This is a genomic window from Herbaspirillum sp. NPDC101397 (genome assembly GCF_044767325.1).
In the GTDB taxonomy this organism is placed as follows: domain Bacteria; phylum Pseudomonadota; class Gammaproteobacteria; order Burkholderiales; family Burkholderiaceae_D; genus Herbaspirillum.
Genome location: NZ_JBIWNS010000001.1, coordinates 896,161 through 914,256 on the forward strand (window position 1 = coordinate 896,161; position 18,096 = coordinate 914,256).

17 protein-coding genes and 2 tRNA genes are annotated in these 18,096 nt (G+C 60.6%); 6 read left to right on the plus strand and 13 right to left on the minus strand.

Annotated features, from left to right (window positions below):
- Window positions 1-2 precede the first annotated feature (2 nt).
- Window positions 3-545 (minus strand): iron transporter, encoded by a 543-nt coding sequence (locus ACIROW_RS03940; RefSeq protein ID WP_402272107.1) that lies wholly within the window; start codon window positions 543-545, stop codon window positions 3-5.
- A 434-nt stretch (window positions 546-979) separates the two neighbouring features.
- Here ACIROW_RS03940 and ACIROW_RS03945 point away from each other — a divergent pair, with 434 nt between their 5' ends.
- The 3 genes from ACIROW_RS03945 to ACIROW_RS03955 all read left to right on the plus strand — a co-directional run bounded on the left by ACIROW_RS03945 (window position 980) and on the right by ACIROW_RS03955 (window position 4,112).
- Complete coding sequence (locus ACIROW_RS03945; RefSeq protein ID WP_402272109.1) at window positions 980-1,546, plus strand: phosphonate degradation HD-domain oxygenase; 567 nt, start codon at window positions 980-982, stop codon at window positions 1,544-1,546.
- 18 nt (window positions 1,547-1,564) lie between these two features.
- The gene (locus tag ACIROW_RS03950; protein WP_402272110.1) at window positions 1,565-2,383 is read left to right on the plus strand and encodes an inositol monophosphatase family protein; all 819 of its coding nucleotides are present in this window, start codon (window positions 1,565-1,567) and stop codon (window positions 2,381-2,383) included.
- A gap of 154 nt (window positions 2,384-2,537) precedes the next feature.
- Window positions 2,538-4,112: a methyl-accepting chemotaxis protein gene (locus ACIROW_RS03955; RefSeq protein WP_402272112.1), complete on the plus strand. Its 1,575-nt coding sequence runs from the start codon at window positions 2,538-2,540 to the stop codon at window positions 4,110-4,112.
- 15 nt (window positions 4,113-4,127) lie between these two features.
- Here ACIROW_RS03955 and ACIROW_RS03960 read toward each other — a convergent pair whose 3' ends face one another.
- The 4 genes from ACIROW_RS03960 to ACIROW_RS03975 form a co-directional block, all read right to left on the minus strand.
- Window positions 4,128-4,358 (minus strand): hypothetical protein, encoded by a 231-nt coding sequence (locus ACIROW_RS03960; protein WP_116432465.1) that lies wholly within the window; start codon window positions 4,356-4,358, stop codon window positions 4,128-4,130.
- 75 nt (window positions 4,359-4,433) lie between these two features.
- A tRNA-Arg gene (locus tag ACIROW_RS03965) sits at window positions 4,434-4,510 on the minus strand.
- A 69-nt stretch (window positions 4,511-4,579) separates the two neighbouring features.
- The gene (locus tag ACIROW_RS03970; RefSeq protein ID WP_402272114.1) at window positions 4,580-5,005 is read right to left on the minus strand and encodes a CopD family protein; all 426 of its coding nucleotides are present in this window, start codon (window positions 5,003-5,005) and stop codon (window positions 4,580-4,582) included.
- Between the two features lie 284 nt (window positions 5,006-5,289).
- Window positions 5,290-5,366: transfer RNA gene (locus ACIROW_RS03975), tRNA-Arg, on the minus strand.
- Between the two features lie 219 nt (window positions 5,367-5,585).
- On the opposite strand from ACIROW_RS03975, the gene ACIROW_RS03980 reads away from it, so the two are divergent.
- The 3 genes from ACIROW_RS03980 (at window position 5,586) to ACIROW_RS03990 (ending at window position 8,762) form a co-directional block, all read left to right on the plus strand.
- Window positions 5,586-6,275 (plus strand): sensor histidine kinase, encoded by a 690-nt coding sequence (locus tag ACIROW_RS03980; RefSeq protein WP_402272117.1) that lies wholly within the window; start codon window positions 5,586-5,588, stop codon window positions 6,273-6,275.
- Between the two features lie 33 nt (window positions 6,276-6,308).
- Complete coding sequence (locus ACIROW_RS03985; protein WP_402272120.1) at window positions 6,309-6,968, plus strand: response regulator; 660 nt, start codon at window positions 6,309-6,311, stop codon at window positions 6,966-6,968.
- A gap of 228 nt (window positions 6,969-7,196) precedes the next feature.
- On the plus strand, window positions 7,197-8,762 hold the full coding sequence (locus ACIROW_RS03990; protein ID WP_402272122.1) for a diguanylate cyclase: 1,566 nt from the start codon (window positions 7,197-7,199) through the stop codon (window positions 8,760-8,762).
- 3 nt (window positions 8,763-8,765) lie between these two features.
- On the opposite strand, the gene pnuC is transcribed toward ACIROW_RS03990, so the two are convergent.
- From pnuC to ACIROW_RS04030, 8 genes are all read right to left on the minus strand, one after another.
- Window positions 8,766-9,377 carry a nicotinamide riboside transporter PnuC gene (gene pnuC / locus ACIROW_RS03995; RefSeq protein WP_402272125.1) on the minus strand — a complete coding sequence of 204 codons (612 nt, stop codon included), beginning with the start codon at window positions 9,375-9,377 and terminating at the stop codon, window positions 8,766-8,768.
- Window positions 9,378-9,389: 12 nt separating this feature from the next.
- Entirely contained in the window at window positions 9,390-9,764 is a 375-nt protein-coding gene (gene ftsB / locus ACIROW_RS04000) for a cell division protein FtsB (RefSeq protein WP_402272127.1), read from the minus strand.
- 52 nt (window positions 9,765-9,816) lie between these two features.
- Window positions 9,817-11,100 (minus strand): phosphopyruvate hydratase, encoded by a 1,284-nt coding sequence (gene eno / locus ACIROW_RS04005; RefSeq protein ID WP_402272129.1) that lies wholly within the window; start codon window positions 11,098-11,100, stop codon window positions 9,817-9,819.
- 84 nt (window positions 11,101-11,184) lie between these two features.
- On the minus strand, window positions 11,185-12,039 hold the full coding sequence (gene kdsA, locus ACIROW_RS04010) for a 3-deoxy-8-phosphooctulonate synthase (protein ID WP_402272131.1): 855 nt from the start codon (window positions 12,037-12,039) through the stop codon (window positions 11,185-11,187).
- Window positions 12,036-13,700: a CTP synthase gene (locus tag ACIROW_RS04015; protein WP_402272133.1), complete on the minus strand. Its 1,665-nt coding sequence runs from the start codon at window positions 13,698-13,700 to the stop codon at window positions 12,036-12,038. The genes kdsA and ACIROW_RS04015 overlap by 4 nt, the downstream gene beginning before the upstream one ends.
- Window positions 13,701-13,816: 116 nt before the next feature.
- Entirely contained in the window at window positions 13,817-14,632 is an 816-nt protein-coding gene (locus ACIROW_RS04020) for an alpha/beta fold hydrolase (RefSeq protein ID WP_402272136.1), read from the minus strand.
- Window positions 14,633-14,734: 102 nt separating this feature from the next.
- Complete coding sequence (locus ACIROW_RS04025; RefSeq protein WP_402272138.1) at window positions 14,735-17,254, minus strand: DNA internalization-related competence protein ComEC/Rec2; 2,520 nt, start codon at window positions 17,252-17,254, stop codon at window positions 14,735-14,737.
- Window positions 17,255-17,256: 2 nt separating this feature from the next.
- Window positions 17,257-18,054 carry a TatD family hydrolase gene (locus ACIROW_RS04030; RefSeq protein WP_402272141.1) on the minus strand — a complete coding sequence of 266 codons (798 nt, stop codon included), beginning with the start codon at window positions 18,052-18,054 and terminating at the stop codon, window positions 17,257-17,259.
- Window positions 18,055-18,096: the final 42 nt, after the last annotated feature.

The following is an 18,096-nucleotide window of genomic DNA, read 5'->3' on the forward strand; positions in this document are numbered from 1 at the left end:
GATTAGTAGCCGCCCTTCTTGCCAACGCCGGCGAAGGTGAAATCGTAAGTCAGCTCAAACGGCTTGAACCAGGCGCCGACACCGGTTTCCTTATCGACGTGACGGCCGAAGTGAGCATGCGCGTTGGCCGACGGCGGCGAGATGGTCAGCTTCAGCTTGTACTTGCCCGCACCGTCGAGCTTGACGTTGTCGCCGTAATGGGGGCCGTCGCTGGCCACCATCGGCATCATGTCGCCCTTGATGACCTTGGTCGAACCGGCCTTGGTCAGTTCGAACTTGATGACCAGGTAAGGCATCCAGTCGCCTTCGGCAAAGCCGTTGGGGTTCTTGGCGACAGCGCGGATATCGGCTTCCAGATGGACGTCCGATTCTTCGGCCTTGCGCATCATGCCGTCCGGTTCCATCTTGATCGGTTGCAGGTAGACCGCGCTGACTTCCATGCCATTCTGAATCTGCGGTTTGCCGATCGGATATTCGGCGGCGCTGGCAGCCGAGAAGGCTGCGAACATGGCGGCGGCTACTGCGAGTTTCTTGATACCGATCATATGATTTTTCTCCTACGCGTTAGATGATAATGATTACCATTAAAGTATAACATCATCTGAGGAGAGGCGTGCCTTTGCGAGAGGGAATTCGTCAGCGGCTTGCGATGGTGAAGTGCCGATGGGAAAGCGGCCGGCAAATAAAAAACCCGCACCTTGCGGCGCGGGTTAAATCTAATTCAGGGGATGAATTAGAGGGGGGAGTTCGTAAGATATACCCACACTTATCCCATACCTATCGCTATTACAAACTGTTACGGTTATTAACAAGTCTTGACGAGCGCCTTGCAGAGACCGCCCGGGGCCTGCCCGCAAGGCCGGATGACGGTCTCGCGTCCGGTCATGGAATTGTCATCATCCGGCAAGCTCCGGCCGCTATGATATCGGCATGACACCCGGTTATTTCCAGCTCCCTCCCTGAACCGTCCATCGACGCCATGTCCCTGACCATTTCCGACATCGAACTACTCTTTCGCCGCCACGGCCACGCCCAATACACCGGCGAACCTGTGACGCAACTCGAACATGCACTGCAAACCGCCATGCTGGCCGAGCGCGAAAACGCCTCGCCGGCACTGATCACCGCTGCCCTTTTGCACGACCTCGGCCACATGCTGGAAGACGCTTCCGCCGGCTACGACATCCATGACACGCCGACCGCCAGCGGCATCGACGATCTGCATCAATACCGCATCCTGCCGTTCCTGCGCGCGGTCTTTGGTGAAGACGTGCTGGCGCCGATACGCCTGCACGTCGACGCCAAGCGCTACCTGTGTGCGGTCGAACCGGCCTATTTTTCGTCCTTGTCGCCGGACTCCGTGCGCAGCCTGCAACTGCAAGGCGGCGTCTTCGACCGGCAACAGGCGGAACACTTCATCGCCATGCCGCATGCAGTCGACGCTACTCGCCTGCGGCGCTGGGACGATCTCGCCAAGGAGGCCGACCTGGCGACGCCTGACTATGACCATTTCTCACGCTACCTGGTGCTCTGCGCACAGGCCTGAATTTTTCCTGACACTGCCATGCCTGATTTTCTGCCGCCCGCCCCGCTGTTTACCAAATCCATCGACGCCGTACAGCTGCTGGAATTCAGCGAGTTCATCGGCGAGCTCTGCACCATCAGCGGCGCCATCATCCGCAGCCATTACCTCAGTGGCGTCGCGGTCGAGTCCAAGTCCGACCAATCCCCCGTCACCGCCGCCGACCGCGACACCGAACAGGCCTTGCGCACCGCCATCATGGCGCGCTATCCACAGCACGGCATCATCGGTGAAGAACACGGCGCCCATCAGCAAGACGCCGACTACTGTTGGGTACTCGATCCCATCGACGGCACCAAGGCCTTCGTCTCCAACTGCTATATTTTCGGCACGCTGATTTCGCTGATGCACCAGGGGCGTCCGATCATCGGCGCACTGCACAGCCCGTTGATGGAACATCTGCTGATCGGCACCACCAACGGCACCACGCTCAACGGCAAGCCGGTCGGCATGCGTGCCTGCGCCAAGATCGGCGACGCCATGCTGCTGGCCACCGATCACTGGGACATCTTCACCCACCACAACGGCCCCGCCTTTGAAACACTTTCGCGCGATGCACGCCTGTACCGCGGCTGGGGCGATTGCCATGGCTACTTCCAGCTGGCCACCGGGGGCGCCGACATCATGCTCGATCCGGTCCTGAAAATCTGGGACATCATGGCCATCGTCCCCATCATCGAAGGCGCCGGCGGCCGCATCACCGACTGGCAAGGCAACAGCCCGCTGGGTGCCTCAGCGATCGTCGCCACCGCAGGCGGCGTCCACGATGCGGTGATTCGCGCACTCAATCCGTCGACATGACAAAACGGAAACCTTTTTTCCGTTTTTGATATTGCTTTCCCGTTATTTTTCATTATTCCGGATCACTCTCCGGTGCTAGCATCCTCGGCAATCCAATATCGCCGGCGCAGCCAGTCAGTCAGGCTCGCCGCCGGCACACAATAACGAGAGACGCATGAAGAACTGGAAAGTCGGGACGCGCTTCGCCGCGGGCTTCGGGGTGGTGTTGCTGATGATGGCGATCGTCGCGGCAATGGGCATCTGGCGCCTGCAATCGGTGGCCGAAGCAACCAACGCCATGATGCAGATGCCGCTGGCCAAGGAACGATTGATCAGCGACTGGTATTCGAATATTTCCACCTCGATCACGCGCACCACCGCGATTGCGCGCAGCACCGACCTCGGCCTGGCGGGATATTTCGAAACGGCGACCAGCGACGCGGCCAAGAACGCCGCCGCGCTTCAAGCCAAGGTGCAGCGCCTGCTGAGCACACCCGAAGAACAAAAACTGTTCGCCGACATCGACACCAATCGCAAGGCTTACCACGAAGCCGGCGACAGCATCCTGGCGCTGCGTGCTGAAGGCAAGCTGTTCCAGGCCAAGAATGCCTTCGAGAAAAACTACCTGCCGAGCGCCGTGCGCTACCAGGCCTCGGTCGACAAACTGCTGCGCCTGCAGCGCCAGGGCATCGACGGCGTCGCCGGCAGCATTGACGCCACGTATCGTTCCAGCCGTCTGGCATTGCTGGCGCTGAGCGCCGCCGCCGTGCTGTTCGGCATCGCCTCCGCCATCGTGCTCACGCGCAGTCTGCTGCGCCAGCTCGGGGGCGAACCGGCCTACGCCGTGCGTGTCGCCGACCGCATCGCCGCAGGCGACCTGACGGAAGCGATCCGCCTCGCCGACAACGATGAAAACAGCCTCATGCATGCGATGAAAACCATGCAGGCCAACCTCGCCCGTTCAGTCGATCACATCAAGCAATCGGCCGAAACCATCGGCACCGCATCGAAGGAAATTTCCGTCGGCAATCTCAATCTGTCGTCGCGCACCGAACGCCAGGCGGGCTCGCTGCAAGAGACCGCCTCGGTCATGCAGCAGCTGACCTCGGCCGTGAAGAAAAACGCCGAAAGCGCCCTGCACGCCAACCAGCTCGCCGCCTCGGCGTCGCAGGTGGCAATCGCCGGCGGCAACGCGGTCAATCAGATGGTGGGAACCATGGCAACCATCAACGAATCGTCGCGCAAGATCGTCGACATCATTTCGGTCATCAACGGCATCGCCTTCCAGACCAATATCCTCGCGCTGAATGCCGCGGTGGAAGCTGCGCGCGCGGGTGAACAGGGCCGTGGCTTTGCGGTAGTCGCCACTGAAGTGCGCGCACTGGCACAGCGCTCGGCCGGCGCAGCAAAGGAGATCAAGAGCCTGATCGACGATTCGGTCGGCAAGATCGTGTCAGGCAGGACATTGGTGGAGGAAGCCGGCGCCACCATCGGCCAGGTAGTCGACAGCATCAGGACGCTCAGCGATTTCGTCGCCGACATCAGCAATGCCAGCCTGGAACAAAGCACCGGCATCGAGCAGGTCAACCAAGCCATCATGCAGATGGACGACGTCACGCAGCACAACGCCGCACTGGTGGAAGAAGCCACGGCGGCGGCCCAATCGCTGCTGGATCAGGCCGGCTCGCTGGTGACTGTGGTGAATACCTTCAAACTGTCATCGTCACGCGAACTGGTGTTGAACGCGTAAGCAGGGACCAGTGGCTTACAACGGATTCTGATCAATCCATTCAGCTGAAAAATCGAGGATGTAGGCGACGGCGTCGTCTTCATTGGGAAATTCCGTGGTCGGCAGTTCGCGCACGTAGCGGACTTCCCCGCTCTCGTCGTAACCCGCGCGGATGACGAAGCAGGCGGCGTATTGCCCGTTGTCCTGCAGCGCCACTTGCGGATAGACGGCCTGTCCCTTGTAGGGAAATTTGCTGGTTGCGCTCATGAATGCTCCACGGTCTGGAAGTCTGGAATAGGTCAAAAACAAAAGGGCCCGTCTTTCGACGGACCCTTTTCATTTTGGTGCGGCTGGCAGGAATCGAACCCACGACCCCTTGGTTCGTAGCCAAGTACTCTATCCAGCTGAGCTACAGCCGCAAGAGGCGCGATTATATAGGGATTTTTAAATAGTGCAACAGTTTTTGCAAGATGACAATCCTGCTTCCGTCAAAATGGCTTCACAACCACCATCGCCGCGATGATCGCAACCGACGCGATCGTCAACGCGCCGGAGTTTTTCAGCAACCCCGACGCTTCCCGCTCGGGCGCATCCACCAGGCGACGCAGGTAGCCCGACTGAATGCCATGCAATGCCGACAGCAACAGCACCAACACCAGTTTCACCACCAACCAGCCTGCCGTGTGCCAGCCGCCGAAATACACCAGCGCCACACCCAGCCCCCATGCCAGCCCCATCGCCGGCGACGTCACGCGCTGGTCCCAGCGGCGCACCGCTTGCAGCAAGCGGAATTCGGCGGCAGAACGCTCCGGCGAGGTCTTTTGTAACGTTTGCAGCACCAGCGCCATGATCAGCATGCCACCGATCCAGATCACGATGGAAGCGACGTGAAATGCCTTGATCCAGAGATACATCAATGTTGGGCTCCCGTAAAAAGCTTGATCGGCGGCGAAGGTTTGAAGGTGAGGCACCGGATGAGGCACATTTTGCACCAAGCTGAGCCGCCATTTAAAAACTTGAACATCAAAAGCGACAGGATTTGACGTCAGTTACAGAGAGGGTAATCCCAGCGGAATCCGGGCTTTGTACTCGTCGGAATTGTATCGGCCGAGGCGGCGACTTGGAGGGACAAAGAAAAGCAGACTTTTGTGAAGCAGAAAAGACAAAAGGGCCCATCTTGCGATGGACCCTTTATATCTGGTGCGGCTGGCAGGAATCGAACCCACGACCCCTTGGTTCGTAGCCAAGTACTCTATCCAGCTGAGCTACAGCCGCGAAAGACGAGATTATAGCACCGCTTTTGGGCGAAATGGAAGCCTTTACGCCAAAAATCTTCCATACCGCGCCCGTACTCGCTTGCAGACGCATTAATCACTGCTTGCGCATCACGTAACCGCCGTTTTATTGCCATTGATGCGCCAATATCTCCTGATTTGCGCTTCATCTGCCTTATGATTGCCGCTTGATTCCCTGCACCTCCCTACTTACAGCACCATGAGCGACACGCCTGCCGCCCGCCCGGACCCGACCGCCGAACGTATCAAGGAAGCCGAACGCCGGCGCATTGCCAAAGATTTGCACGACGAACTCGGCAGCCACCTGACCGCGCTCAAGATGGCGCTGGCCCGGCTTGGCGGGCAACTGCCCCGGGAGGACACCACCCTGCTCGAACAGGCGCGTCACGCCGACGGTCTCATTGACGGCGCGCTCGACGCCATGCACGACATCATCGACGACTTGCATCCGGCCGTGCTCGACCTCGGCCTGCAAGCGGCGCTGGAATGGCTGGCGCGCAGTTTTGCTCGCGACACCGGCGTGCCGCATCGCTTGCACGTCGATGTCCCCGGCGACGAACTGCCGCCGGTCTTGCTCGACGCGTTCCAGAGCGTCAGCCTCTACCGTATCGCGCGCGAAGCGCTGCACAACGCCGGCCGCCATGCATCGGCACGCAACGTCGACATCTCGCTGCGCCATGACGGCAAGATACTGACGCTGATCATCGCCGACGATGGCGTCGGCCTGTCGCACGATGCCGGCACGCGGCCGCAATCGTCAGGCCTGCGCGGCATGCACGAGCGCGCTGCACTGGCCGGAGGGACCCTGGAGGTGTTGCAAGGTGACAGCGGCGGGACGCAACTGCGACTGACGCTTCCTGTCCTATCCGCCGCTAACCTTATAGAATAACGCCACGTTCAGCCCGGAGACAGATAGCAGCCCATGCCAATAACGAAAAAGAACAGTTCCGCCATCAAAGTGGCAATCGCCGACGATCATGCGATCGTACGCGAAGGCCTCCGGCAGATCTGCAGCGGCACCAAGGACATCATCGTCGTCGGCAATGCAGAGAACGGGCTGGAAACCATCAAACTCACGCGCCTGGGCAACTGCGACGTGCTGCTGCTGGACATCATCCTGCCGGATCGCACCGGCATCGACGTCCTTAAACAGATCAAGAAGGAAATCCCCAAGCTGCCAGTGCTGATGCTGTCCATCCACCGCGAAGACCAGTACGCCATCCGCGCCCTCAAGGCCGGTGCAGCGGGCTTCCTGAACAAACAGGCGGCACCGGCCGAATTGATCAACGCGATCCGCCAGGTCGCTGCGGGCCGCAAGTACATCAGCCCCTCGCTGGCGCAGGAGTTGGCCAACCAGATCGGCTTCGACCACGAAACACCATTGCATGAAACCCTGTCCGACCGTGAATACCAGACCATGGTGATGATCGCTTCCGGCAAGACCGTCAGCGATATCGCCGCCGAATTATTGCTCTCGGTCAAAACTATCAGCATGTATCGCTCGCGCGTCCTCACCAAAATGAAATTGCGCCACAACGCCGAGCTCACGCACTATGCGCTGAAAAACAACTTAGTCGAATAAATGCGCAACCGGTCCGCCGGTGTAAACCGCCAGACGGTAAAATGCGTTAAAAGACAGGTCTCGTCCTACGCGTTGTAATGTCGTAAAGAAATAACCATCAAACGACATTCAGGCGCCCTTACACAGGTAAAGAAACGTCACGGCGCCAGGATGTTAATCCGACATCATCCGCCGGTGAACCATGAGACTTTGTCGCAATCCGTTTGAATAAGAAGCCGTCCATCAGGCATGTCAAAAAAGCCAGCTCAAAGTCCCGTCGATATCGCGCGAGAAGCCTTCCAGCAACTCGCCACCCGCCGCATTGCCCCTACTCCCGACGCTTATCGCGAAGCCTATGAAGAAATCGTCGGCACCAAGAGCGACCTGAAGCCGGAAGGCGTGCTCGCCGCGTTCGCGCAGCACCTGACGCAGCAGCCGGGCGATATCGGCAAGCTCGGCCTGCGCCTGACCATGGCGATCAACGGCAGCGACTGGAAGGACTATAACGACGAGCTGGACAATTTCGTCGAACAATATTTTCCCTCGCGCAACCTGGTCCCGCACGGCCAACTCGTGCCGATCGATCTGGAACGCGAATTCATACGCGACAGCAAGAAGGAAAAGATGCTGCGCGAAGTGCTGGCGCGTGTACTGATCTTCAATATGGCGTCACTGCTGATCGAAGCGCCGGAACTGGCGAACGAATCGAAATCGATCGGCCTCGATCTCAAGACCGCGTTCTCCGAGCAGGCCATGAACGAAGTCATCGGCCGCCTCAAGCAGATGAGTTTCCAGATCGAGCTCAAGAGCGAAGACATCGCCCTGCAACAGGAATTGCTGATGCGGCTGTTCCAACTGCTGCTGGAGAACATCCACGGCCTGCTGGAAAAAGGCTCGTGGCTGAGCAGCCAGATCACCGCCGTGCAGGAGTTGATCAACGGCCCGATCAGCAAGACTTCGCTGGCCGACGCCACCAAGACCTTGAAGGAGGTCATCTTCAAGCAGGGCCTGCTCAAGAACACGCTGAGCGAAGAAAAGGTCACCGCCAAGAACATGATGCTGACTTTCGTCGATCGCCTCAGCGCGATGGTGTCGACGACCGACAACTATCACAAGACCATCACCAGTTTTTCGCAGCAGATCAGCCAGGCCTCCGACATCAGCGACCTCAACTCGGTGCTCAACGGCATCATGAACGCGACCAAGGACGCCCAGGACGAAGCGCTGCGCTCGCGCGACGAGATGATCAATGCACGCCAGGAAATGCAAAAAGCCGAGGCACGCATCGCCGCGCTGGAGTCGCAGCTGGTGCACATGGGCGAACTGGTGCGCGAAGACCAGTTGACCGGCAGCCTCAACCGCCGCGGCATGGACGAATCGCTGGAGCGCGAAATCATCAACGCCGATCGCCTGGGCGCCCCGCTGTGCATCGCCCTGCTCGACCTCGATGATTTCAAGCGCATCAACGACACGCACGGTCATGCTACCGGCGACGAAGTGCTGGTGCATCTGGTGAGCGTGGTCAAGGAAACGCTGCGCAAGCTGGACGTGATTGCGCGTTTCGGTGGAGAAGAATTTTTGGTCTTGCTGCCCGAAACCGAGCCGGCCGAAGCGATGCAGATCATCACCCGTGTGCAGCGCGAACTGACCAAGCGTATTTTCATGCACAACACGCAGCGTTTGCTGATCACCTTCAGCGCCGGCGTCGCCTATCGCGCACAAGGCGAAACCCAGGCCGATCTGATCAAGCGCGCCGACGTGGCGCTGTACAAGGCCAAGAACGCGGGCAAGAACCGCGTAATCCTGGCCGAGTGAAACTTACGACGCTGCCGGCGCCGTCTGCCGCCAGGCGCGCCAGCCGGCGATCGCCAGCAGCACGAACAATCCGTACAGAATAGCGGTCAGCGTCAGGTGCTTGTAGAGATACAGGCCGACGTAGAGCACGTCGACCGCAATCCAGACCAGCCAGTTCTCAATTTTCTTGCGCGACAGCAGGAATTGCCCCACCAAGCTGCCCGCCGTCAGGAAACCATCCATGTGCGGCACGTCGGTATCGGTGAAACGACGCAGGAACACCGACAGTACGGCAAAGCCGGCCAGCCACGCCAATCCCGACCACAGCACGCCGCGGCGCGACAGCGTCGACGCCTTGAGCGGCAAATGCTGCTCACCGCCGCGCAGCCATTGATACCAGCCCCACACCGACACCGCCACGAACACGCATTGCAGGCCGGCGTCGCCGTACAGGCGCGCCTCGACGAACACCACGCCGTATAAGGCCGAAGACAAAATGGAAAACAGCCAGGCCCAGTGATTCTGGCGAATATTGAGCGCGACCGTGATGATCGCCAGCAGGAAAGAGATCAGTTCCAGCGGCGTCGTGACGAGGCCGGCAAAACCGAACAGCGACAGGCTGTCGTTGAGGGACATGGCGAGCCGGTCCTAGCGTGAAACCGGGGAAGATCGGGATGAGGTTGGCGCAGCCGAAGACGATACGGGCGCCGCAGGCATGGGTTGCTGCGGCGTTCTTGAAACGCTGGCGGCGTTGCCGTCGAGGATCTGGATGAAGACTTCGTTCTGCTTGATCATGCCGAGCTCGTAACGCGCACGTTCTTCGACCGAACCGGTTCCCTGCTTGAGGTCTTCCACTTCGGATTCGAGCTTGGCGTTGCGCGCCTTGAGTTCGTCATTCTTCTTCTGTGCCTGCTGGACTTGCTTGTCCAGGTCCCATACCCGCAGCCACCCGCCTTTGCCCAGCCAAAGCGGATACTGGATCAGCACCAGAAGCGCTGTGAGGCAGAGAATGATCAGGCGCATTGGAAGAATGCCGGGTGATTGTCCGGCAGGCGAATGCTGCCGGACATCTTGCTTACTTCAGATTGTAGAAAGCCGAACGGCCGGGATAGCTGGCGATATCGCCGAGGTCTTCCTCGATACGCAACAACTGGTTGTACTTGGCCATGCGGTCCGAACGCGACATCGAGCCGGTCTTGATCTGCAGCGCGTTGGTGCCGACGGCGATGTCGGCGATGGTCGAGTCTTCGGTTTCACCCGAACGGTGCGAGATCACGGCGGTATAACCGGCGCGCTTGGCCATTTCGATGGCGGCGAAGGTTTCGGTCAGGGTGCCGATCTGGTTGATCTTGATCAGGATCGAGTTGGCGATGTTCTTCTCGATGCCTTCTTTCAGGATCTTGGTGTTGGTGACGAACAGATCGTCGCCGACCAGCTGCACCTTCTTGCCCAGCGTTTCGGTCAACAGCTTCCAGCCGGCCCAGTCGTTTTCGGCCATGCCGTCTTCGATGCTGATGATCGGATACTTGTCGCACCACGATGCCAGCAGGCCGGTCTTTTGCGCCGGCGTCAGCACCATGTTTTCGCCTGCCAGGTGGTAGTTGCCGTCCTTGTAGTACTCGGTAGCGGCGCAATCCAGACCCAGGGCGATCTGCGTGCCCGGCTCATAGCCTGCTTCTTCGATCGCTTGCAGGATCAGCTGGATCGCAGCTTCGTGGCTGGCCACGTTTGGTGCGAAGCCGCCTTCGTCGCCAACCGATGTTGCCAGACCCTTGGCGTGCAGGATCTTCTTCAGGGTGTGGAACACTTCGGCGCCGTAGCGGATCGCTTCACGGAAGCTCGGTGCGCCGACCGGAATGATCATGAATTCTTGCAGATCGAGATTGTTGTCTGCATGCATGCCGCCGTTGATGACGTTCATCATCGGCACCGGCATCTGCATCGAACCACTGCCGCCGAAATAGCGGTACAGCGGCAGGCCGGCTTCTTCAGCCGCCGCCTTGGCGACTGCCATCGACACGGCCAGCGTGGCGTTGGCGCCCAGGCGCGCCTTGTTTTCGGTGCCGTCGAGGTCGATCAGCGTGCGGTCCAGGAAAGCCTGTTCGTTGGCGTCCAGACCCATGATCGCTTCAGAGATCTCGGTGTTGATATTTTCGCAGGCTTGCAGCACGCCTTTGCCGAAATAGCGGCTCTTGTCGCCGTCACGCAGTTCGATCGCTTCGCGAGAACCGGTCGAGGCGCCGGACGGCACTGCCGCACGACCCAGGACGCCGGACTCCAGCAGGACATCGCATTCGACAGTAGGATTGCCGCGCGAGTCGATAATTTCACGGCCGATAATATCAACGATTGCACTCATTCAAACATCTCCATCAAGCAAGGTTTTAAGCAAATTTTTTATAGACGGAAGCCGGGCCGGGATGAACTCCCGGCCCGTTCAGTTTCAGGAAAAATCGTTTTCCAGGAAAACCGACTTCTTCACAATGCGATCCAGTTCGATCATCGTGCCCAGCAGCTCCTTGATACGAGCCAATGGAACAGCGTTGGGGCCATCGGATTTGGCCTCCGCCGGATTCGGATGTGTTTCCATAAACACGCCGGCAATACCGACCGCAATCGCCGCGCGGGCGAGTACGGGTACAAATTCACGCTGGCCGCCCGAAGACGTGCCCTGTCCGCCCGGAAGCTGCACCGAGTGAGTGGCGTCGAATACCACCGGCGCGCCGGTCTCGCGCATGATCGCGAGGCTGCGCATGTCGGACACCAGATTGTTGTAGCCGAAGGACACGCCGCGTTCGCATGCCATGAAGTTGTCTTCCGGCAGGCCAGCTTCCTTGGCCGCCGCGCGCGCCTTGGCGATCACATTGATCATGTCGTGCGGCGCCAGGAACTGGCCCTTCTTGATATTGACCGGCTTGCCAGACTGGGCGCAAGCGCGGATGAAGTCGGTCTGACGGCACAGGAAGGCCGGCGTCTGCAGGACGTCGACCACTTCCGATACCGGCTTGATTTCGTCGATCTCGTGGATGTCGGTCAGCACCGGCACGCCGATCTGTTTCTTGACCTTGGCCAGGATTTCCAGGCCCTTTTCCATGCCCAGGCCGCGGAACGAGGAACCGGATGAGCGGTTGGCCTTGTCGAAGGACGACTTGTAGATGAACGGGATGCCCAGCTCGGACGTGATCTCTTTCAAGGTGCCGGCAGTGTCCAGCGCCATTTGCTCCGATTCGATCACGCAGGTGCCGGCGATCAGGAAAAACGGCTGATCGAGGCCGATGTCAAAACCGCACAGTTTCATGCTTTTCCTTTGCTTGCTGCCGTCGCATCATGGTGCGCCAGCGCTGCCTTGATGTACGAAATGAACAGGGGATGGCCGTCGCGCGGCGTCGACTTGAACTCAGGGTGATACTGCACGCCCAGATACCACGGGTGCGCATTCTCACCGCCGGTGCGCGGCAGTTCCATGATCTCGCACAGATCTTCGGTCGGCGTACGCGCCGACACGATCAGGCCCGCATCTTCCACGCGGGACAGGTAAAAATTGTTCGCTTCGTAGCGATGGCGATGACGCTCGGTCACCTTGGCGCCGTAAATCTCGGAAGCCAAGGTACCCGGCTTGACGTCGCAGGTTTGCGCGCCCAGACGCATGGTGCCGCCCAGATCCGAATTGGCGTCGCGCTTCTCGACCTTGCCGTCATGGTTTTGCCATTCGTCGATCAGCGCCACTACCGGCTGCTCGGTTTCCGGATCGAACTCGGTCGAATTGGCTTGCGCCAGGCCGGCCTTGTTGCGTGCATATTCCAGCAGCGCGACTTGCATACCGAGGCAGATGCCAAGGTAAGGCACCTTGTGTTCGCGCGCAAACTTCGCCGCGGCGATCTTGCCTTCCACGCCGCGCTTGCCGAAGCCGCCCGGGACCAGGATCGCATCGTACTTTGCCAATGCGGCGGTGCCGGAGGTTTCGATCTCTTCCGAATCCAGGTATTCGATGTTGACGCGGCTGCCGGTATGGATGCCGGCGTGGCGCAGCGCTTCGGTCAGTGACTTGTACGATTCGGTCAGGTCGACATATTTGCCGACCATGCCGATGGTAACTTCGTGCGACGGATTTTCTTGCGCGTGGATCAGCTTGTCCCACATCGACAGATCCGCCGGGCTCGGCGACAGGCCGAGTTTTTCGCAGATGATGTTATCCAATCCCTGGTCGTGCAACATCTGCGGAATCTTATAGATGCTATCTGCATCCCACACCGAAATCACGGCGTCGACCACGACGTTGGAGAACAGCGAAATCTTGTCGCGTTCGTCGTCGGGAATGCGACGGTCGGCGCGGCACAGCAATGCATCGGGCGAAATACCGATTTCGCGCAGCTTTTGCACGCTGTGCTGGGTCGGCTTGGTCTTGAGTTCACCGGCCGAGGCCAGGAACGGCACCAGCGTCAGATGCACGAAGGCGGCGGCGTTGCGGCCGGCGCGCAGGCTCAGCTGACGCGCTGCCTCGAGGAACGGCAGGGATTCGATATCGCCGACGGTGCCGCCGATTTCGACCAGCGCAACGTCATAGCCTTCGGCGCCGCGGTGGATGAAGTCCTGGATTTCGTTGGTGATATGCGGGATGACCTGAACGGTCTTGCCCAGATACTCGCCGCGGCGTTCCTTGCGGATCACGGACTCATAAATCTGGCCGGTGGTGAAGTTATTCACCTTCTTCATCTTGGCTGTGATGAAACGCTCGTAGTGGCCGAGATCCAGATCGGTTTCAGCGCCATCGTCGGTGACGAAGACTTCGCCGTGCTGGAATGGGCTCATCGTTCCCGGATCAACGTTGATGTAGGGATCGAGCTTAAGAAGGGTGACTCGGAGGCCGCGCGATTCGAGGATCGCAGCGAGAGATGCGGCGGCAATCCCTTTACCCAGGGAAGACACGACGCCGCCAGTGACAAATACAAACTTGGTCATTACAAAGAAGGTGCCGAACGGCACGTGCGGGAAATTCGAATTATACCCCAAACCGACCGCTTTTCATCCCCCTCTTTTGCGGAAACGCCAGATTTCCGGCAGGAATCCGGCGCGACTTATTTCCCTGCAAGCAAGCCCCGTATCATTTCATGGGTCGCCTGTGCCGCCGCTTCGGGCGCTTCCATCGGGAACAGATGACCGCCCGGAATCTGCCTGAAATGCTTGCCCACCAGTCTCTTGGTGGCGTCCAGTCCGGCCAGCCGGCATTCGACCGAATCGACGCCGCCGACGAAGCCGACCGGCACAGGATATTGCCTTCGCGTCAACGCCCCGAGGTGATGCGGGATGGTGCGGTAGACCGCGGTTTCGGTTTCGCGCGTGAAGCGCAGCTTGACGCCGCCGGACGGCTCCGGCTCGACGCCATGGGCGACATAGTCGCGCAGCACGCGCTCGGGCCAGGCAGCGAACAAGGCCTTGGCGGCGTAGTGCTGATAAGCCGCTTCCATGTCCGGCCAGGCGTTGCGGCGGCGGCTCGACGCCACCGACGGCGAATGTTTGCTTTCGATACGCAGCAGCTTGACCAGGCGCAGCGCAGAGGCGCGCCAGCCCGCTACGATCGGCGAATCCAGCAAGACCACGCAGCGCACCAGGTCGGGCCGCTTGCGCCCTGCCAGCAGACTCAGGATGCCGCCCATGGAGTGACCGACCAGAATCACGGGCTCGCTGTAACGCTGCGCCAGCTCCTCCCCCAGCTCCTTGCCGAGCTTGCGCCAGCCGTCGTCAACCGGATAACGCGGATTGTGCGCATGCATGGGCAAGGCGCGCACGTCGTAGTGCGCACGCAACTGGTCGAAGAACATGCCGTAGGTCCCGGCCGGATAGCTGTTGGCGTGGGCGAAATGCAGAATCGGCAAGGTCGGCTGATTGTTCATGGGATCGGATGGACGTATTGATTGCCGGATTATCTGGCAATTAACGCGCGGCGTCAGCCTTTTCCGGCGTGCTTTTTCGCTGTTCGGCGTGCTTTTTTTCCGCTATTTTCCGTACCAGTAACGCGCATGTTCGCGACGATATTCCTGCACGCGGATCTTGTCGTCCGCCTTGTCGAATTGCAGCGAGATGGCGCCCGCCTCGTCGTTACGCAGGCCGCGTATGCCCATGCTGCCGTAGCGTGCGTACACTTCCGGCTTGGGATGATTGAAACGATTGCGGTAACCGACCTGGAACAAGGCCAGGCTCGGCTGCACCGCCTGCAGGAAAGCTTCCGTCGAGGACGTGCCGCTGCCGTGGTGCGGCGCCAGCAGGACGTCGGCGCGCAGCCGGGCGGCGTCGGCGCCGTTGACGAGCTCATCTTCCTGCACCGCCTCGATGTCGCCGGGCAGCAGGATCGCCCGCTTGCCCAGACTGACTTTCAGCACGCAACTGCGCGCGTTGGGCTTCCACTTGTCGCTGTCGTAACTGACCGGCGCGGGATACAGCATGTCGAACGCCACGCCGTCCCAGCGCCAATGCTGCCCAGCCTGGCAGCGCCTGTGATCGGGCGCGGCCCGGACGATCGCGCTGGCCGGCGCCAGCGAGGAATACACGCGATCAACGGCAATGTCCTTGAACAGCGACAACGCGCCGCCGGAATGGTCGTTGTCGTTATGCGAAATCACTACCGCGTCGAGATGATCGATGCCGCGTGCGCGCAGATACGGCACGATCACGCGATTGGCGCCGTCGGATTCCGGCGAATAATACGGACCGGTGTCGTACAGCAGCCTATGGCCCGGCGTCTCCACCAGCAAGGCCATGCCCTGCCCGACGTCGAAGGCCGTCACATGGACCTGGCCCTGCTCCGGCCACGCTGGCGTATTGAAGATCAGCGGCAGCCAGCCGAATAGTCCCAGCCAGCGCGCTGGCCAGCCACGCGGCGCCAGTAGCAGCAAGGTCCCGCCCAGCGCCACTGCAAACACCCACAGCGGCGGCAACGGTGCCTGCCACACGGCAAACGGCTGGCCGGCCAGCCATTCCAGCAACTGCACCAGCCACTCCAGTACCGCGTGCGCGGCCAGCAGCAACCATTGCGACAAGGGTGGCGGCAAGATGCTGCCCAGCAGCGACAGCGGCGCGACCACGATGGTGATGAGGGGAATCGCCACCGCATTGGCCAGAGGACTGAGCAGCGAATACTGACCGAACAACACCATCGTCAACGGCAACAAGCCGAGCGTAACGACATACTGTGTATAAGCGCCCGCACGCAACGAACGCCAGATCCTGGCAATGCGCGAAGGCCGGCGACGGCGCTGCACCGGCGTCAGTATCTGCGGCTCGGCCGACACGTCTGCGCCGATGCGCCCGGCAGAGGCATAGAGGATGATCGCAACCGCACCGAACGACAACCAGAAACCCGGCCACAGCAAGGCCCACGGATCGAACAGCAGCACCACCGCCAGCGCCAGCGACATCACGTAGGAAATATGCGTCAGCCGTCCCGTCCAGTACGCCAGCCCGACCACGCACAGCATGTACAGCGTGCGCTGCGCCGGCACGCCGAATCCCGCCAGCAGCACATAGACCAGCGCCGCCGCCAAACCAGCCAGCACCGCCACCTTGGGTGCCGGCAACAGCAGCGGCAATTGCGCCCGCGTGAAGAACGAGCGCCGCCACAGCCAACCGAAGAACGCTCCGAACAGGCCGGAGATCAGCGTGATGTGCAATCCCGAGATCGCCACCAGATGGCCGACGCCGGTGCGGTTGAAGATGCTCCAGTCGGATTGCTCGATGGCGCGTTGGTCGCCGATCACCAGCGCGACGATGACGCCGGCATATTTCTGTTTCGGCAGCGCGGACATGATGCGGTCGCGCAGCCAGGCGCGACCGTGCTCGATGGCGTTGGAGGGCGTCCAGACGAATTCCTGCAGGCGATGACTCTTGTAGGCAGATTGCTGATCGGGGCGCACTGAACCGGTCGCCCGCAAATTCTGCTCAAGCAACCAGACTTCGTAGTCGAAACCGTGCGGATTGGCGTTGCCGTGCGGACGCTTGAGGCGCACCGTGAACTGCCAGCGTTCTCCGGGACGCACCTCGGGAACTGCCTGCGCCGCCTGCCCCGACTCGCCGCCGGCCTGCCCGAAAGCGCCGGGGCTGTACCAGGACAAGGCAATCCGCTGCGGCACCGGCGGTCTGCCGCCGTTTTGCGGGGCGATTCTCTCGACGTTGAAATTGAAACGCACGCCGCGCTCGAAACGATACGGCAAGCTGTCGATGGTGCCGACTACCACCACGTCATGGCCTTCCCATGCTGCCGGCAAGGCGTCATCGAGCCGGTACTGCGCGATCAGGCCGCCCCAGGCGAAACCGGCGCAAAGTCCAGCCATATTGAACAGCACGATACGCAGGACGGCGTGCCACCCGGCGCGGACGCCGGCATGGCGCAACCACCAGCACGCCAGCAACAGCAGCACCGCCGCTGCCAACAGGGCCATCTGCCATTCAAAAGGAAGCAGTTGCGCCTGCATCTGCAAAAAGGCAATTCCTGCGGCGAAACCGAGAATCGCGCTGCGCATGCTTATGTCGCCGCAGCCAGGCGCGACAGCACCGCGTGCGCATTGGCGCTGGTCGCAGCAGCAACGTCGGCGATGTCCATGCCGCGCAATTCGGCCAGCACCTGGCCGATGCGCGGGATCTGGTCCGGCGTATTGCGCTGCGGATGCAGCCACGCGGGCGAAATATCAGGCGCATCGGTTTCCAGCACGACGGCCTCCAGCGAGACCTCCGCAGCCAGCCGCCGTATCTGCAACGAACGAGGGAAAGTCATCGCGCCGCCGAAACCCAGTTTGAAACCCAGTCCGATGAAGGTTTCGGCCTGCTGGAAGCTGCCATTGAACGCGTGCGCGATGCCGCCCGGTACAGCGATGCGGCGCAGGTATTTGAGGATGATGTCTTGCGAGCGGCGTACGTGCAGCAGCACCGGCAAATCGAACTCGCGCGCCAGCTTGAGCTGCTCGCTGTAGAAGTATTCCTGCTTCTCGCGCATGGCAGGTTCTTTCAGCGCGGGGACAAAGAAGTCCAGGCCGATTTCGCCGATGGCGACAAAACGCTTGTCACTGAGCGCGGCCTCAATCGCATTGCGCAAGACCAGCAAATCGCTCTCGTCGCAGTTGGGGATGTACAAGGGATGGATGCCCAGCGCATACACGCAATTGCCGCGTTGCTGCGCCAGCCGCGCGACAGCGTCGAAATTGAACGGCGCCACCGCCGGCACCACGATCATGCCTACGCCCTGCCCGGCCGCGCCATCGGCGACGGCGAGCTCTTCACCGGCAAACTCGCCGGCATCGAGATGGCAGTGCGTATCAATCCACATACGTGATCCACATGATGGCGGCGATTCAGAATGATGCTGCGG

Bases quoted from the DNA above. Each gene is read 5' to 3' on its own strand.
- ACIROW_RS03980 (WP_402272117.1), top strand. From the start codon at position 5,586: ATGAGCGACACGCCTGCCGCCCGCCCGGACCCGACCGCCGAACGTATC.
- kdsA (WP_402272131.1), bottom strand. From the start codon at position 12,039: ATGAAACTGTGCGGTTTTGACATCGGCCTCGATCAGCCGTTTTTCCTG.
- ACIROW_RS03940 (WP_402272107.1), bottom strand. From the start codon at position 545: ATGATCGGTATCAAGAAACTCGCAGTAGCCGCCGCCATGTTCGCAGCC.
- ACIROW_RS04030 (WP_402272141.1), bottom strand. From the start codon at position 18,054: ATGTGGATTGATACGCACTGCCATCTCGATGCCGGCGAGTTTGCCGGT.
- ACIROW_RS03970 (WP_402272114.1), bottom strand. From the start codon at position 5,005: ATGTATCTCTGGATCAAGGCATTTCACGTCGCTTCCATCGTGATCTGG.
- ACIROW_RS03955 (WP_402272112.1), top strand. From the start codon at position 2,538: ATGAAGAACTGGAAAGTCGGGACGCGCTTCGCCGCGGGCTTCGGGGTG.
- ACIROW_RS04020 (WP_402272136.1), bottom strand. From the start codon at position 14,632: ATGAACAATCAGCCGACCTTGCCGATTCTGCATTTCGCCCACGCCAAC.
- ACIROW_RS03960 (WP_116432465.1), bottom strand. From the start codon at position 4,358: ATGAGCGCAACCAGCAAATTTCCCTACAAGGGACAGGCCGTCTATCCG.
- ACIROW_RS04015 (WP_402272133.1), bottom strand. From the start codon at position 13,700: ATGACCAAGTTTGTATTTGTCACTGGCGGCGTCGTGTCTTCCCTGGGT.
- eno (WP_402272129.1), bottom strand. From the start codon at position 11,100: ATGAGTGCAATCGTTGATATTATCGGCCGTGAAATTATCGACTCGCGC.
- ftsB (WP_402272127.1), bottom strand. From the start codon at position 9,764: ATGCGCCTGATCATTCTCTGCCTCACAGCGCTTCTGGTGCTGATCCAG.
- ACIROW_RS03985 (WP_402272120.1), top strand. From the start codon at position 6,309: ATGCCAATAACGAAAAAGAACAGTTCCGCCATCAAAGTGGCAATCGCC.
- ACIROW_RS04025 (WP_402272138.1), bottom strand. From the start codon at position 17,254: ATGCGCAGCGCGATTCTCGGTTTCGCCGCAGGAATTGCCTTTTTGCAG.
- ACIROW_RS03950 (WP_402272110.1), top strand. From the start codon at position 1,565: ATGCCTGATTTTCTGCCGCCCGCCCCGCTGTTTACCAAATCCATCGAC.
- pnuC (WP_402272125.1), bottom strand. From the start codon at position 9,377: ATGTCCCTCAACGACAGCCTGTCGCTGTTCGGTTTTGCCGGCCTCGTC.
- ACIROW_RS03945 (WP_402272109.1), top strand. From the start codon at position 980: ATGTCCCTGACCATTTCCGACATCGAACTACTCTTTCGCCGCCACGGC.
- ACIROW_RS03990 (WP_402272122.1), top strand. From the start codon at position 7,197: ATGTCAAAAAAGCCAGCTCAAAGTCCCGTCGATATCGCGCGAGAAGCC.